This is a genomic window from Actinobaculum sp. 313, assembly GCF_003073475.1.
Classification (GTDB): Bacteria; Actinomycetota; Actinomycetes; order Actinomycetales; family Actinomycetaceae; genus Asp313.
Window position 1 is genome coordinate 1,172,648 of sequence record NZ_CP029033.1, and the last position, 16,399, is coordinate 1,189,046.

Below are 16,399 nucleotides of genomic sequence, written 5' to 3' on the forward strand. Positions count from 1 at the left end.
CTAGTAGACGAAACTCATCGGAGCGTCGGTGTCTTCATCGTGGTGGACCTCTTCCTTCTTCGGATTGACGCCCTCCAGCGCGTAGCGGCGCAGAAGTAACACCCAGATGACTCCGAGCCCGGTGTACACAAGGGTGAACAGAGCCATTGAGAAAATAACCGTGGTGGCGCTTACCGAGTTGGACACTCCGAGAGAGGTCATGAGCATGACGCCGTTATCGCCGGGGTTGACCACCCATGGCTGACGGCCCATCTCGGTGAGAATCCAGCCGAAGGAGTTGCCCAGGAAAGGCATCGGTATCATCCAGAGCCAGAATCGGCCCCATTTTTCTGATCGAAGCAAACGGTTTTCCCGTAGCGAATACAGCCCGGCCAGAGCCAGTGCGAGGCACAGGAAACCGATTCCCATCATGATGCGGAATGACCAGAAGGTGACCGTCAGATTTGGCCGGTAGTCGACGTCGTCGCCGTAGATGTCCGCGTACTTCTCCTGCAACTCGGTATTGACGTCATCAAGGCTGGGAATGAAGGATTCCGGGCCGGAGAAGTGGTTCGTGGCCATGAATGATTCGAGTCCGGGTATCGGGGCCGTAAGTTGCGCGCCGTCGCAGTCAGTCGTCCACATTACGATGACGAACTTGTGGCTTTCGCCGGATTCACATACTCCCATCATGGCGGAGGCCTTAGCAGGTTGGATTTCGGCGATATGCTGACCGATGAAATGCCCCGATCCGATAGCGCCGAGTGAGGCGATGAGCATCGTGACGAGTCCGAGTCTTGCGGTGGGTCGCCAGGCTGTGCGAGCTTCGTCATCACTTCCCGTGAGCCGGACCGAACGTGCCATCCACCAGAATGACATGCCGGCAACTAGCGTTCCGGCAACAAGGAAAGCGCCGGAGATCGTGTGGGCAAAGGTCAGCAGGGATGTCTTGTTAAACAGAACGTGGAGGAATCCACCCATGCCATCCAATTCGGCGCGGCCGGTCTCCGGATTGACGACGGCGCCGGTCGGATTCTGCATGAAGGAGTTGGCCGAGAGGATGAAGAATGCGGAAAGCACGGTACCGATGGCGAAGAGCCAGATACTTAGATTGTGCAGGCGTGGCGATAGGCGGTTCTTGCCGAAAATCCACAGTCCGAGGAATGTGGACTCGAGGAAGAATGCGAGTAGGGCCTCAAAGGCAAGAGGCGCGCCAAAAATGTCGCCGACGAAAATCGAATATTCGGACCAGTTCATGCCGAACTGGAATTCCTGCACGATGCCTGTGGCAACGCCCAGCGCGAAGGTGATCAACAGGAGCTTGCCGAAGAAATCCGTCATCCGAGCCAATGCGGGATTCGCGGAGCGCCGCGTCTTGGTTTGCAGGATGGCGACGAGGATCGACAGTCCGATGGTCAACGGTACCTGCAGAAAGTGGTAGACGGTAGTAATGCCGAATTGCCACCGTGCAAGGTCAAGAGCTTCCACTGCGCATCCCCCCAGCGAATTGAGTGTGTCGAAGGCGTGTGGAGGCGTGTTCACAGCGAGGCCGTGGAACCTTCGCCGCCACCAGAGAAAACTTGAGACGTTACAGATTGTGTGCTTGTACTTTAGCAGGCTCTGGGGTGCATGTGGTACAAATCGCGGCGGCTGCCGGTGTTGGCCCACAGCGGCGCCCGCTATGAGCGTTGGGGTGGGTGCGCTGTGAGTCCGGTAACTGGAAGCGTGGAAATGTGACATGCATCCGGGATGTAATCCTTGGGAGGATGCCTCAGGTGTGCCACAATATACGCGGAGCCGAGCACATGCGCATCAACTCGGCAACCCGACCGCTGATCCGCGCGACTGTGCGCCGTAAACACTTAAGCGCCGCCGCCGGTGCCGGATATCGGTTCGGGGGTATTTGAGCTTCCGCGGCTATGGGCCGTGACAACGGGTCTGCCTGAGGCGTTGGGATGCGGACGCCCGCGGGTAGACGGGAGAGTGCATACACGCATGGCTGACAAAGCCACAACGTCGGACGATATCGCGCGCGTTGGTGACGAAAACGTGGAAGAGACGTCCGCGAAGGAGAATACTGCGGCACGGGCTGCGACTACAAAAAAGAAAACCGCGACAGGAACGAGGAAAAAGGTCGGCCGTGCGTCGGCATCCGAGTCCGTTCCAGATGCAGGCTCACCGGAAGAGCCGGGCGCTGAAACGAATGCCACGCCGAAAACGCGAAGCACTGCGCGCAAGTCAACGGCAAGAATTCGAAGCGCTAGAACGCCGCGGGTGACCGAAGATCAAGATACGGGTGAGAACCCGGTTGATGCGGCGGCCCAGGTGTACGAGCGCGAGGAAGGTGGCGAACCGGGTGCGCGAGGCGCAGCTAAGAAGTCAACTCGCGCTCGTGCGCGGAAGAAGGCAGCGGGCGACGTTGTCAGCGAAGATGCATCCAGCGCGGTGGCGGCGTCATTGGCCGCGTTGGAAGAACGCGCACCGGCGAGGACTTCGCGGGCAGCCAAAGTAGCGGGTGAGCCGCTTGCCGACTTTGGAATTGATCTTGATGCGATTCCGCCGCGGGGTAGCTCCAAACGTAAGTCGGCATCCGCTGCGGAGCACGCCCGCACTCCAGACGGCGCTGCCGATACGGACGCCGTCGTGAGCTCAGGGCCTACAGATAGCGGTGTGGAACCTGTGGGTATGACGGCGCTTTTGTTCCAAGAGCCGGACACGTCGAGTCTCTTCCGCGAGCCGGAGACTCGCATCTCACGACGGCGGGGCAGTAGCCGTAGTAATACAGCGGCATCAACCACCGACGACGATAGTGTCACGCCCGCAACACGTAAGCGGACCCGCGGAAGCCGGAGCGCGGCCTCGGCCGACAAGACCGACAACCACACGCGCCGTGGTAACGAAAAGGATGTCATCACCGAGGAGTCCAGCGCACACAGTTCGCCGAGTGTGGGAAGCACCGATTCGGCCCCGACGCCCGCAGAGGCTGCTTCTGCCACTCGCGAAGCGCGGCGTCGTCGGCGCGGCACACGCGGCCGCCGTCGGACAGAGGAAACGAACGAAGAGAAAAGGACGACGGAGGCGACGAACGCCGCAGCGGAGCAGACTGAGGCCGATGATGCAGATTCGACAACGACGCGTCGTCGGCGGCGTCGCCGGGCGAATGGTGAGAACGGCGACGAGGTCACGGCCCTGAAGGGCTCCACTCGTCTGGAGGCCAAGCGGCAGCGTCGTAAAGAAGGCCGTGAGGCTGGACGACGTCGGCATGTGATCACCGAGTCTGAGTATCTGGCCCGGCGTGAATCGGTGAAACGTGAGATGCTCGTACGTGAGCAGGACGGCTTGAACCAGATTGCGGTGCTCGAGGATGACATTCTCGTGGAGCACTACGTTGCTCGCCACACCCAGGTTTCCATGGTGGGCAATGTGTACCTCGGGCGCATCCAGAACGTACTACCGTCCATGGAGGCGGCTTTCGTTGATATTGGCAAGGGGCGCAACGCCGTTCTCTACGCCGGTGAAGTCAACTGGGAAGCCGCGGGCATGGAAGGGAAGCCGCGACGGATCGAACAGGCACTGAAATCCGGCGATACCGTTATGGTGCAAGTGACGAAGGATCCGATCGGGCATAAGGGTGCGCGACTGACAGCACAGATCACCCTGGCCGGAAGGCATCTTGTTCTCGTTCCGTCGGGCGCGATGACCGGCATTTCCAGGAAGCTTCCGGATAAGGAACGTCATCGCCTGAAGCGGCTACTGCGGCAGATCGTGCCGGAAGAACACGGCGTCATTGTGCGCACCGCGGCGGAAGGCGCCACCGAAGAGCAGTTGCGCGCCGATGTGGAGCGTTTGACGAAGACCTGGGAAGACATCCAGGCCAAGGCGAAGAACACAAAGGCCGCGCCGATGCTGTTGAAGGGCGAGCCGGAACTAGCCGTGCGCGTTGTTCGCGATATCTTCAACGAAGATTTCGCTGCTTTGAAGGTGCAGGGCCGCGACGCATGGCAGACCATCAGCGATTATGTGGGGGAGTTGTCTCCCGAACTGGTGGACCGCCTGCAACATTGGACGAGCCCGGACGATATCTTCGCCGAACATCGTGTGGATGAGCAGTTGGCGAAGGCTTTTGATCGCAAGGTATGGCTGCCGTCGGGCGGTACGTTGGTGATCGACCGTACCGAGGCGATGACGGTTATCGATGTCAACACCGGTAAATTCACGGGTAGTGGCGGCACTCTCGAAGAGACGGTCACGCGTAACAACCTCGAAGCGGCCGAGGAGATCGTTCGCCAGCTACGCCTGCGGGACATCGGGGGAATCATCGTCATCGACTTCATCGATATGGTGCTGGAATCCAACCGCGAGTTGGTGCTGCGGCGCCTTGTCGAATGTCTGGGCAGGGATCGGACTCGTCACCAGGTTGCCGAGGTCACCTCCCTGGGCCTGGTGCAGATGACGAGGAAGCGCGTGGGTCAAGGGCTCGTGGAGGCTTTTTCGACGACCTGCGAGGCCTGCGAGGGTCGTGGCTTTATCACTCATACCCATCCGGTGGAGCAGCCGGCAGGCCTGCGTGACGGCGGTTTCGCACGTCGTAAGACGCGCGGTCGAGTGGAGCAGCGCGCAGTTGGCGCCGGTGCGCGGACATCCGGAACGCCGGATGAGAAGCACAGCGATGTCAAGGCTGCCCTGAATTCCATTGCCGCTGCCGCCTCCCACCATCGCGAGGCCGAGGCCAAGGAAGAAGATGCTGGTACGGCATCCGTACCGCCGTCTGCATCGAGTGCGGTGAAGAAGGATTCGGCGCCTGAGGCAGAGTCATCCAAGTCCGAGGCGCAGGAAGCTCCGCCGCAGGAGCAGGCGACCAAGGCCGCCGATGCGGGTGAAGTTCAACCGCAGCCGTCAGAACCGAAGTCGACGGCTCGAAAGAAGAGCAAGACCCACCGGGTCTCTTCGGCAGGAACAATTACCCCCGGCGCGGGTACGGCTGCAATTCTCAGTTTTCCCGCCAAGTGATAGTGGAGTTCTTCGCCGACGCTAGTGTCGGCGTGGTGAACCCCATACGAAATCGGCGTGTGGAGGGTCTGGCAGACTTGCTGCCCGCTGCCCGCTGCCCGTAATATAGAAACTCGGCGCCCACGGGTGCCGGTAATCGTTAGCGCTCCGCGCTTCCGCGCGAGCAATTGAACCGACAGAGGATGAGCAACGTGGTGTACGCGATCGTGAAGGCTGGCGGTCGACAGGAAAAGGTGTCCGTCGGATCCGTCGTCGTCGTGAACAAGATGGACGGCCAGGTCGGTGATACAGTCGAGCTGGAACCCATTATGCTCGTTGACGGTGACAAGGTCACCACGGCTGCTGACGGCATTTCGGCGAAGGTGACTGCCGAGATCGTTCGCGACGAGGCCGGGCCGAAGATCTCCATCGTCAAGTACAAGAACAAGACTGGTTATCGTAAGCGGCAGGGTCATCGCCAGAAGCTGACCCGTCTGAAGATCACCGATATCAAGTGACGATTACGAGGCTCTGGTTCCCTGCCCGGGTCTCGTTGATAAAGAAGAATTAGAGGTCAGAACAATGGCACATAAGAAGGGCGCAAGTTCCTCCCGCAACGGGCGCGACTCGAACGCACAGCGTCTGGGTGTCAAGCGGTACGGCGGTCAGGCCGTGAAGGCCGGCGAGATTCTCGTGCGTCAGCGCGGCACCCACTTCCACCCCGGTGTAAACGTAGGCCGTGGCAAGGATGATACCCTGTTCGCTTTGGCTGCCGGTCATGTTTCCTTCGGTGTGCGGCGCGACCGCAAGGTTGTCGACGTCGTTACTGCCGAGGCCTGAGACATCAGCTTCCTGAAGGGGCGGGAGGGATAACCTTCCGCCCTTTTGTTGTGTTGTGGGCGGGAGGACACGAATATGGCGAGTTTTGTTGATCAAGTCGTTGTGCATGTAGCTGCGGGCAATGGCGGTCATGGATGCGCCTCGGTGCGGCGGGAGAAGTTCAAGCCGCTCGGTGGGCCTGATGGAGCCAACGGTGGCCATGGCGGCGACGTCGTCGTACAGGCGGATCCGCAGGTGACGACGCTGTTGGAGTATCACCGTGCACCGCATCAGCGCGCGCAGTCGGGCACACCGGGGGCGGGTGGTATGCGCGCCGGGCGGCATGGCGACGATCTGGTGCTGCGCGTTCCCCGGGCACCGTGGTCAAGAATGCAGAAGGCGACATCCTGGCTGACCTGGAACTGCCGGGAGACCGTTATGTTGCCGCCCATGGCGGTATGGGTGGCCTCGGGAACGCGGCCCTGGCCTCGCCTAAACGTAAGGCCCCCGGTTTCGCGTTATTGGGCGATGAGGGCGAACAACGCGACATCGTGCTTGAGCTCAAGTCTGTGGCCGATGTTGCTCTTGTCGGTTTTCCAAGTGCCGGCAAATCCTCGCTGATTGCGGCGATGAGTGCGGCCCGTCCAAAGATCGCCGACTACCCGTTCACCACTCTTGTGCCGAATCTTGGCGTGGTGCAGGCGGGCGAGTCACGCTTCACTATGGCAGATGTGCCGGGCCTGATTCCGGGCGCATCGGAAGGCAAAGGGCTTGGCTTGGAGTTCCTCCGGCATATTGAGCGGTGCACGGTGATTGTGCACGTTCTCGACTGCGCGACGCTGGAGCCGGGCCGGGACCCACTTTCCGATATGGATCTTATCGAGGCCGAGCTGGCCGCGTACGCGCAGGAACTACCGCCCGCCGAGGGACGTAAGCCGCTCATGGAGCGCCCTCGTTTGGTTGTTCTCAACAAAATCGATGTGCAGGAGGCACGTGAACTCGCCGAATTCGTGCGTGAGTCCATCGAGGAGCGCGGCCTGGAGGTAGTAGAAGTGTCGGCGGTTTCGCATGAGGGCTTGCAGCCGCTCGCCTTCAAGTTGGCATCCGTGGTGGAGACGGAGAGGGCCGCGATCCCCGCGCCGCAGGAACTGCCACGTATCGTCCTGCGCCCCGGCACGACGATGCACCGTTCACGGTCTCGCGCCGGTCACATGGCGGCGAAGACTTCTTCCTGGTGCGCGGCGCGAAGCCTGAGCGATGGGTGCGGCAGACCGACTTCGACAACGACGAAGCTGTGGGTTATTTGGCGGATCGGCTCAACGGGATTGGCATTGAAGATGCGCTGCTGAAGGCCGGCGCGATGCCCGGTGCGATGGTGGTGATCGGGCCGGAAGACGGCGGCTATATCTTCGATTGGGAACCGACCATGGCAACGGGTGCCGAACTGCTGGGACCACGTGGCACGGATATGCGCCTCGAGGAAGGAGCACGTCCATCCCGGCGCGATAGAAAGGCGGCCTATCACGACCGTATGGATGCGAAGGCCGCAGCGCGCGAGGAGTTGTGGACTGATCGGGAGGCGGGCCTGTGGACCGATCCGGCACAAGAGTGAGGTGCGACTGAGGGCGACGACGTCGCTCGGCGCAGTCCTATCAACCGGAGGGTTGGCATGGTCTCGGCCGAGCGGGACGCTCCGCCCCGTGTGATGTCCACGAACTTGGCGTATGTAGGGCCCGTGCGGGTCCATTCGGCGGCGCGGCATCGGTCCTGCGGCAAAAAAGTGGCACGATAGAGGGCGTGAAGTCGCCGCTTGTCAATCGTGCCATGTTGGGCCAGGTGCCGCGAATTGTGGTAAAAATCGGGTCATCGTCACTGACGATGCCTGACGGCACCTTGAACAACGTCGCATTGGTCCGCCTATCGGAAACACTGTCCGAGGCGCACGGGCGCGGACAACAGGTTGTTCTCATCTCATCCGGGGCGACATCGTTAGGCATTGGACCACTGGGGCTGTCCGGACGTCCGAGGGATATCAGTACCCACCAAGCGGCGGCAATGGTGGGGCAGTCCAGGCTAATGGCACGCTACGCGGCAGAGTTCGCCAAGGCCGACATCACCGTTGGACAAGTGCTCCTGACCGCCACCGATGTTGTGAATCGACGACACTACGCGAATGTACAAAACGCGCTGTCGTCGTTGCTGGCCTTGGGTGTCATCCCCATCGTGAATGAGAACGATGCCGTTGTCACCGATGAGTTGCGATTCGGTGACAATGATCGCCTCGCTGCACTGGTATCACACCTGGTAGCGGCGGACGCATTGATTTTCTTGACCGACGTCGACGGCCTGTACACCGCGCCGCCGCGGGTTAAGGGCGCCCAACGCATCAGCGAGGTGACCTCGACAGACATGTTGGATCAGCTGGAGATCACCGGGCGTGGCTCCGATATCGGCACCGGAGGCATGCGGACCAAGGTGGATGCAGCGGGGCTGGCTTGTTCCGGGGGAGTGCCGGTGCTGCTGACCAGTGCGGAGAATCTGGCGGCGGCGCTTGCGGGAGAAGAGGTCGGCACCTGGTTCCCGATCAGGGGGAAGCGGTCGTCGGCGCGGCGGCTGTGGCTGGAACATGCGGCGCTGGTGCGTGGCCAGATTATTGTCGATGCTGGTGCAGCTACGGCGCTGCGGAAAGGTGGAGCCTCGCTGCTACCTGTTGGCGTGACTGCGGTGGCTGGAAAGTTCGCGCCCGGTGACCTGGTGGAGATCGTGGAGCTCGGCGGGCAACCAGTGGCGCGTGGCTTGAGCGGGTTCGCGTCCGAGGAGCTCATGCGCCTGGCTGGCGATAAGACGGAGGCACGGGGCATGCGCCCCGCTGTTCACGTCAACGATCTCGTGCGCATCAAACGGAAGTGACAGAGCATACAATCCCCTCGCTGCCTTGGAAAATAGGCACTCCACAATCGTGAGAACGTCCACTTCGCGGGCATTCGTCTTGCCATGCGGACGCCAATGCGTTTAGTCTAGACGCGTGCCCGGGATTCGGGCATGCCCCGTCACGAGCGGGCCAAAACTCAGCACTATGTGCCGAAGGGACGAAAAGCCATGACAACAACGCGAAATACAGCCACAAAGACCGTAGCTCTATGTTCGTTCATGCGCTTCAACCGTGCCTTCTATAAGCATTGTCGAATGTGTCGGTGAACCCGACGCCGGCATACAGCCACTTTCCTCCTAGCGCTACGAGCGCCACACGTTTTGTTTTTCGAGCCGGAGATCCGGTTTTACGTCGTGAATGGATGAACAACGACAATGACTATCCAGTTAACAACCATTGAGAGTACAAGCAGCAAGACCAGTGCCCAGCAGCGAGCCGAAGAGCGTGTCACTGACGCCGTCATCGGCATTGATCTCACTTTGTTAGGGGCGCCGTCGGGGGAGTCACTGAGCGCCTGGGGTGCAGACCTACCAGTGGAGCACATTAATTTTCCGCGTCTCGCCTCCTGCGCGAGCGCATCCAGTTCGGGCGGCATCGATATTGTGACCCTCTCGCGGTCCTTCCGGACCCGGTCCGATGGTCGGGGCGGTCGTATGGACGGTGTCCGTACCGCAGCTCGCCTGGTTGAGCACGGCGTCGGGCCAATCGGAGTAGAAGTTCCAGCGGACCCGACGGTAATTGAAAAAGCACTTGGCGAGTTGGCCGCTGTTAGTCAGGACGCGAGCACGCTGGAGATCAGCGTGGATGGCACCACGGATTTGGCGGCTTTGGCCGCTCCATTGGAGCGTGCCCGTACTGCAGGATTGCGTATTATGATCCGAGTCGCGGTGCGGGATCTCACCGAGCTCGATCTAGCGGAACTGGTCGAGTATGCCGATTCGATACGTCTGCTGACCAACGATCCGCACGAGTCACGTGAGGCGCGCTTCGCCTTGCGTTCGGCGGCGTACGCTCAGGGGCGATCACTTCCCGTCTTCGTGGAGATCGGCATCATCATTTCTGGCAATATCTCCGCCGCAAACGAGCGAGCGCTGTTGGTGGAGGCGATCGAGGGCAGCCCGGTCTTTGCCGGGAAGGCGCATGTTGTGGGGACGGTGTACGACGTGGCGGACGCGGCAGAGTCATGGATCGGACTTGGCGCGGCTGACGGAATCATCTTCCTGCCGGCATCGGTGCCTACCGACCTCGCCTCGGTTATTCGTGGTGTGCTGCCGTTGCTCCGCGCCCGTGGCGGTGAAGCCGACATACAGTGAACCGCAGGGGCTAGGCAGGGATTCCTCGGATCGCGGTGCCAGCGGGAGTCGTGACATTTGTGCCCGGCCGGACCATCGTCTGATTCGAGCGATATCCCTGCGGGGGCTCCTGAGCTGCCATTGACAACAAGGTTCTTCTGTCCTGGGTTGGGATCGGGCCCGTTCTTACGGTAGAGTGAACAACGGTAGCTAACTCACCGAAGAAGGGAGTCCTCATCGTGGCAGATTACAATGATCTCCCCGAACTCATCGGCAAACTGAAACTTGCGGCGATTGACGCGTATATGGTCCACCGTGGCTTCATTATCTCGGGAGACGGAGCGCATTATGCGCGGGTAGGAACGCCGATACCCGGCGTCGTGTCCGTTCCCGAAACGGTGACTGTTACTTGTCCGAATGAAGCAGGCCAGGGTGGAGGTGTCACAACACAAACCTCGTCGTCAAGATCCAGTCTCTCGTACGTTGATGATTTCGCGGAGATTCGGGCGCGTATCGACGACGCGCTATAAGGCTGGACGGATCTGCCAGATCCCGATGATATTAAGGCGGCACAACTCAAGGCAGAGGGGGTGTGCGGTGCTCTACCGGGCGGAACTGGTAGTAACAGCATGGGGCGAAGTCCCATTGACGGATGGCTCACTGGCATGGCGGAAAACCTTGATGCGATGTCGGGCCATGTGGTCGAGGATTTCAAGACCAAGTTTTTGACGCAACTCGGAGTGGCCATGATGGGGCAACACGACATAGCAGTTGTATGGGCGGCGACGCTTGCGGCTGAGAAAGGTGCCTTCGAGGCGGCGCGGGCTTCCGTGGTTGACGCAATTCAGCAGGCTACGGCAGCATGCGACAAGGCGGCAATTCAAAGCTATGGCGACATCAAGATGGCATTGCGAGTTGCGGACTGGGCGTTGAAGGCGGTTTCCTCCTTCACTTCGGCAGGAGCTACTGCGATTCTGGCGTTAACCGGCCTGGGACTCGAAGTCGTTAAGACATTCGCGGAGGAAATTGAAGAGCTGGACGAAGAGGTGTATGTGTATGAGGAAGCAATGGTGGCGTTCGAGAAGGCCTTGGCACAGGTCAATGCGGAACTGATAGAAGTTGAAGAACAGGTACGGGCGAATCTGCTCTACAATCTCGAGGCGATACGTTCACGAAAAGGTGCCTTTGATCTGACGATCAAGCGTACCGAGAATAACGGCAGCCAGGATCTTCAGGTCGAGCGCGGGCTAGTCAATGAGATCACCAACTCTTATATGCCGATGATCGCCGATGAACTCAAGGGGATTGCCTATCGAATTCCCGGCGTCTCCATGAAAATGGCGGTGCTGCGGGACGGGCATATTGGTATTGGCGAGCAAGGACCGAGTGGACCATTTGGTGAAATGAGAATCCTGTTGGAAGAGTTAGTGCGTGACCTCTCCTGGGAGGTGGAAAAAGGTGCGGAAGACCTGAGGTTGGCTGTGCAAGCAATAGTGGACCGGGATTCTGAAGCGCAGAGGCGATGGGATGAACTGGACAGCTTCCTAGATGGTGGAAGCGGCATTGATCCCTGGAATGACGAGCACGAGCGCGATACGCGAGAGAGGCCTTGAGAAATGCAGATGCGAACATTCCGCGCACTTATTCGTTGGTCTCTGGTCGCGATCACTGTCGCATTGTCCTCGTGGTTGTTTTGGTCCAGGCCATCCGTCGAAGTGTGGAACATCTTCCCAGGAACGGTCGCGTGTGATTCGCTTTCGATTGAACTTCACAGTGGCTACGGCGGTACGGGAGAAATCATGTGGACTGATACGTTGGAACGTTCCAGATCCCGTGTCGATTCTGATCGGGCTGATGACATGGAGCAATCGCTGCGTGTCGCTTGCACTGCAGCCCGGCAGGGCCGGACAACGCTCATCCTCTCCAGCTTGATCGTGACCGGTTTCGTCTTCGTCGTGTTGCGGTCTCCTTTCCGGGGTGAGGATCATCCTGCACGGCGGGGGAGCGTTGGCAACTACTTCTTCCCGGACTCAACGCTACGCCACGCGAAGCCGGAGGATGACGGCAAGCCGGGGGAAACCGAGAAGCCGGAGGGCAGTGCGAAGCAGTGTGACGCGAAGATGAGCCAAAGCGACGACCCGCCCAGTGATCCCCCGGTCGGCTGATGCGTTACACGATATGAAGATGCCGGAACGAGTGCACCCGCAATGAAGCGTCTTCTGGCGCAATCGTGCACTGCGTAACAGCACCTCACCATTTGACGCTCAGAAAGTGCGAAGAGACAAAAGGGTAGGGCCTCCGCGCATCGTCATAATGATGTGCGGAGGCCCTTTCGGTACTTCGACGCCGACCGTATGTGTCAAGGCGCCGTGCGACGGGGGTCTTCAGGCGCGGCCTTCGCGGCATGGAGAACCGCACTTTGCCGAGCCTCGTCGCACGCGCTTCACGCTCTGGCGCAGCTGCCGCGCACTCACCGGCAGGTGCCTGCGACGTCGCCTCGCTCTCAGGCTTCGGCAGACCCGCTAACAGCCTCCATCTCCGCCACCTTCGCGCGCACTGCATCCATATCCAGTGCCTCGACCTGCTCAATCAGATTCTCAAGCTGCGCTGAGGGTAGCGCACCCGCCTGTTCAAATACGCGAATTCCGTCACGGAACACCATGAGCGTGGGGATGGCGCTAATGCCGAATGTGGCGGTGAGCTCCTGCTGGTCCTCGGTATCAACTTTTCCGAAGGTTAGATCTGTGTGCTGCTCCGAAGACTTCTCGTAGATCGGGCCGAATTGGCGGCATGGCCTGCACCAGGAGGCCCAGAAATCGAGGAGGACTGTTCCTTCCTTTACAGTGTCGGCGAAGTTCTCTTTGGTGATCGTAACGGTTGCCATAGCTACCTTTCGTCGTGGACCGTCTGGTCTGGTCAAGGTTCCAATTGACTGGTTCCAGTTACGCTAACGAGTGCACTGCTGGGAGTATTCCACCTGCTCGTTTACTCGTAGCGAAACCATGGCATGTACGTGTGGTGGGAGTCGGCAGAGCAGCGGCGGGACAGTGTCGAATATAGGCGGCGACGGTCAAAAACCCGTAGGCTAGAACCGTGATAGGCAATGATTCAGCGGCTGTTCAAGGAGTCGAGGCAATCGCCCGGCGTGCTCGCACTGCGTCGCAGACGTTACGTGGGACGACGTCGACTGACAAAAGTGCGATCCTGCGGGCCATCGCGGCATCGCTGGAAGCTAATGTGAGCGCGATTATCGCGGCAAACGAGCGGGATATGGCACAGGGTCGTGAGGCTGGGCTTTCAGATGCACTTCTCGACCGGCTTTTACTCAGCGAAGACCGAATCAACGCGATAGCCGATGCCGCGCGGCATGTGGCCACCTTGCCCGATCCCATCGGCGAGGTCGTACGTGGAACTACCTTGCCCAACGGGCTGCGAATTCGGCAGGTGCGAGTGCCCATGGGTGTTATCGGCATGATTTATGAGGCACGCCCGAATGTAACCGTTGATGCTGCCGCACTCGCACTTAAGGCCGGTTCGGCGGTGATCTTGCGCGGCGGTCATGCGGCCGCGCAGACGAACGAGGTCCTGGTTGATCTCATGAGGAACGCGGTGGCGGATGCGGGGTTGGATGCGGATTCGGTGCAAACCATCGATCAGTTCGGTCGGGAAGGCTCCGTTGCGCTCATGCGTGCGCGAGGCTTGGTGGACCTAGTGATTCCGCGTGGAGGCAGCGGGCTGATTCAAACAGTTGTGCGTGAGTCGCTGGTTCCGGTCATTGAGACCGGTGTGGGCAACTGCCACGTGTATGTCGACCGCGCAGCGGCATTGGACAAGGCTCTCGCCATCACCATTAACGCCAAGACCCATCGGCCTGGCGTCTGCAACGCGGCCGAGTCCCTTCTTGTGCATCGAGACGTGGCCGCAGAGTTCCTTCCGCAGGCACTGCGCGAACTCGCCGCGCGCGACGTGGTACTGCATGGCTGCGAAGCGACGGTACGGCTGGCACCGGACGACGTCGTCGTTAATCCGGCGATGGAGGAAGACTGGGCCACCGAATACCTCGGTCTTGAGATGGCAGTGCGAGTAGTCGAGACGGAAGAAGAAGCCGTAGATCATATTCGCAGGTACTCGACGGGGCACACCGAAGCCATCATTTCTCAAGACGTAGAGGCGATCCGGTACTTCACTGATGCTATCGACGGCGCCGCAATCATGATCAATGCCTCGACGCGGTTCACCGACGGGGGTGAACTTGGCCTCGGAGCGGAGATCGGCATTTCAACGCAGAAGCTTCACGCGCGCGGGCCGATGGGACTCAGCGAACTGACGACCACCACGTGGATTGTGGAGGGCGATGGACATGTCCGGAGCTGAGTCGGCGGGGGATACTCGTCAGTCGACGTGCGGAAGTGAACCGCGCCACACGGCAGACTCGAGCGATCTCAGCCAGCCGACCCCGCGTGCCGCCGTCGCCGAAAATGTACGGGTTCCCGTCAAACCTCATTCCGGTCGGACGCGTATTGGCATCATGGGCGGAACCTTTGATCCAATTCATCATGGGCACCTTGTGGCGGCCTCCGAGGTGCAGCACACTTTCGGTCTTGATGAGGTGGTGTTCGTACCTACCGGCAGGCAACCCTTTAAACGCGATCAAAAGGTGACCCTGCCCGAGCATCGCTACCTCATGACCGTTATCGCCACCGCCTCCAACTCGCGTTTCTCCGTCTCGCGCGTGGATATTGAGCGCGAAGGCACAACCTACACCATCGACACGCTGCGTGATTTGCGACGGGTCTACCCCGATGCAGAGTTCTACTTCATTACCGGCGCGGATGTGCTCCCTGACATTCTGCGGTGGAAAGATTCCGATGAGCTGTGGGGCATGGCTCATTTCATTGGTGTGACACGACCAGGTCATCGGCTCGCCACCACCGGATTGCCACCGGAGGGTATTACCCTTTTAGAAGTACCCGCGATGGCGATTTCGTCTACGGATTGTCGGAAGCGGGTCGCCGCCGGTGCACCAATCTGGTATCTGGTGCCCGACGGCGTCGTACAGTACATTGCGAAATACCGCTTGTATCGGGGCGACATGCCGATATCTCAAGAGGTATCCAACGGCGCGAGTCGCGTCGGGAAGGAGCAAGGATGAGCGAGGGGACATCCGAAACGCCGCGCCTATCCCGGCGGGAGATGCGCGAGCGCGGTCTACTGAAGCCGGTCTCCGAGGGAATCGCGTCTGCCGAGCGGTTGTCGCGCACCCAGGAACTTAAATTGCGTCGTCCTTCTCGTAAGGAGATGAGAGAGAGGGAAGCCGCCCAGCGGCAGCAGGCGGAGGCGGTAGAGGCCTCCACCGCTGATGACGTCGCGACATCTCCGGCGCGGGCCGATGAGAAGACTGAGAGTGTTACATCTACCGCGCCGGTCAGTCAGGATGAATCCGCGTGGCGTCCACGGCCACTTCCGACCCAAGCTACCGAGCCAAGTAGGTCAGGTGGAGACCCCTTTGCCGCTGCCGACCGGAAGTCGCCAGGCCAGAAGACATCAGAGCAAATTGAAGAGGTAGCGGCTCACGACCCCGTGCAACCCGCCGAGGAAACCGGCCGTCGCAGTGTCTTTGATCGTTTCAGCTCCGACGAAGGCGCATCATTCGATTCATTGCCCGCAGTCGAGGAGAAGATTGCGGATACGGGGGAGATGAGCCAACCGGCAGTGTCTCCCTTTGCGCCTCCGGGGCGCTGGGCTGCCGCAGCCGCTATTAGTACGGCCCCATCGGCAGACGAGGCGCCGCTGCCCGAGGACGATGACTGGGACGACGAGGACCCGCGTAGCCTGCAGGAGCGCCTCTTGGAGCGCGTGCAGCAGGAGGGGCGCACGGCAGGTGACATTCACGCTGCCGAGGCCGCGACGGATGGCCGAGAAAGCGACGCGGCCTCGGGTCGGGATCGCGCCAGTGACCACGCCAAAGGCGACGATACCGATCTCGACGTACCGGCCACAGGGTCATCTTCGGGGCCACACACCGGTGAGACGGCAGGCGCGAGTGGCGTGCCGCAGGCTCCAGCGGCGGTTCTGGAGCAGGCCAAGCTGGCCTACAATCCGCCCGGTGCATCAAGTGCATCGGACGCGAAATCTTATGGTGCGCCGTCGTCGTACAGGTATGTAGGTGAAGACAGCGACTTCGATGATGAGGATGAAAGGCCGCGCGGTTGGCTGATCGTTGCGATTTTCATCCTCGGCGGGTTAGTTGTTGGCCTCCTGCTGGGGTGGCTGTATCACTATCTGAGAGGAGCGGGAGATTCGCTGATTATCAACGATGCCGTGACCTACGCCGGGGCGGTCTTTCGCGCACCGGCTTCCCTGGTATCGGCCTTCTGCGGACTGTAGG

Annotated in this window: 13 protein-coding genes and 1 pseudogene; 12 read left to right on the forward strand and 2 right to left on the reverse strand. The window is 60.4% G+C overall.

The features are described from left to right. Positions 1 to 1,467, reverse strand: coding sequence for a cytochrome ubiquinol oxidase subunit I (locus tag DDD63_RS05040; RefSeq protein ID WP_108716657.1), 1,467 nt, complete (start codon positions 1,465 to 1,467; stop codon positions 1 to 3). A gap of 1,197 nt (positions 1,468 to 2,664) precedes the next feature. Between DDD63_RS05040 and DDD63_RS05045 the strand changes: the two genes are divergently transcribed. From DDD63_RS05045 to DDD63_RS05085, 9 genes and pseudogenes are all read left to right on the forward strand, one after another. After that, positions 2,665 to 4,989, forward strand: coding sequence for an Rne/Rng family ribonuclease (locus DDD63_RS05045; protein WP_240611465.1), 2,325 nt, complete (start codon positions 2,665 to 2,667; stop codon positions 4,987 to 4,989). Between the two features lie 182 nt (positions 4,990 to 5,171). Continuing rightward, positions 5,172 to 5,486 carry a 50S ribosomal protein L21 gene (gene rplU / locus DDD63_RS05050; protein WP_108715453.1) on the forward strand — a complete coding sequence of 105 codons (315 nt, stop codon included), beginning with the start codon at positions 5,172 to 5,174 and terminating at the stop codon, positions 5,484 to 5,486. 64 nt (positions 5,487 to 5,550) lie between these two features. Beyond that, on the forward strand, positions 5,551 to 5,808 hold the full coding sequence (gene rpmA, locus DDD63_RS05055) for a 50S ribosomal protein L27 (protein ID WP_108715454.1): 258 nt from the start codon (positions 5,551 to 5,553) through the stop codon (positions 5,806 to 5,808). A 75-nt stretch (positions 5,809 to 5,883) separates the two neighbouring features. Then, positions 5,884 to 7,399 (forward strand): annotated as a pseudogene (gene obgE / locus DDD63_RS05060) (GTPase ObgE). A gap of 185 nt (positions 7,400 to 7,584) precedes the next feature. After that, positions 7,585 to 8,697, forward strand: coding sequence for a glutamate 5-kinase (proB, locus tag DDD63_RS05065; protein ID WP_346426234.1), 1,113 nt, complete (start codon positions 7,585 to 7,587; stop codon positions 8,695 to 8,697). Positions 8,698 to 9,093: 396 nt separating this feature from the next. After that, positions 9,094 to 10,032 (forward strand): hypothetical protein, encoded by a 939-nt coding sequence (locus DDD63_RS05070; RefSeq protein WP_108715455.1) that lies wholly within the window; start codon positions 9,094 to 9,096, stop codon positions 10,030 to 10,032. Between the two features lie 218 nt (positions 10,033 to 10,250). Continuing rightward, entirely contained in the window at positions 10,251 to 10,541 is a 291-nt protein-coding gene (locus DDD63_RS05075) for a hypothetical protein (protein WP_108715456.1), read from the forward strand. A gap of 99 nt (positions 10,542 to 10,640) precedes the next feature. After that, positions 10,641 to 11,624: a hypothetical protein gene (locus DDD63_RS05080; RefSeq protein ID WP_125482442.1), complete on the forward strand. Its 984-nt coding sequence runs from the start codon at positions 10,641 to 10,643 to the stop codon at positions 11,622 to 11,624. A gap of 186 nt (positions 11,625 to 11,810) precedes the next feature. Next, positions 11,811 to 12,176 (forward strand): hypothetical protein, encoded by a 366-nt coding sequence (locus tag DDD63_RS05085; protein WP_125482443.1) that lies wholly within the window; start codon positions 11,811 to 11,813, stop codon positions 12,174 to 12,176. 338 nt (positions 12,177 to 12,514) lie between these two features. Here DDD63_RS05085 and trxA read toward each other — a convergent pair whose 3' ends face one another. Then, a complete protein-coding gene (trxA, locus tag DDD63_RS05090) occupies positions 12,515 to 12,895 on the reverse strand; it encodes a thioredoxin (protein WP_108715459.1) in 381 nt (126 codons plus the stop codon). Between the two features lie 251 nt (positions 12,896 to 13,146). Here trxA and DDD63_RS05095 point away from each other — a divergent pair, with 251 nt between their 5' ends. The 3 genes from DDD63_RS05095 (at position 13,147) to DDD63_RS05105 (ending at position 16,398) form a co-directional block, all read left to right on the forward strand. Then, positions 13,147 to 14,385, forward strand: a complete 1,239-nt coding sequence (locus DDD63_RS05095) for a glutamate-5-semialdehyde dehydrogenase (RefSeq protein WP_240611466.1) — start codon at positions 13,147 to 13,149, stop codon at positions 14,383 to 14,385. Between the two features lie 154 nt (positions 14,386 to 14,539). Continuing rightward, the gene (nadD, locus tag DDD63_RS05100) at positions 14,540 to 15,163 is read left to right on the forward strand and encodes a nicotinate-nucleotide adenylyltransferase (protein ID WP_240611467.1); all 624 of its coding nucleotides are present in this window, start codon (positions 14,540 to 14,542) and stop codon (positions 15,161 to 15,163) included. Further along, the gene (locus DDD63_RS05105) at positions 15,160 to 16,398 is read left to right on the forward strand and encodes a hypothetical protein (RefSeq protein ID WP_108715461.1); all 1,239 of its coding nucleotides are present in this window, start codon (positions 15,160 to 15,162) and stop codon (positions 16,396 to 16,398) included. The genes nadD and DDD63_RS05105 overlap by 4 nt, the downstream gene beginning before the upstream one ends. Position 16,399: the final 1 nt, after the last annotated feature.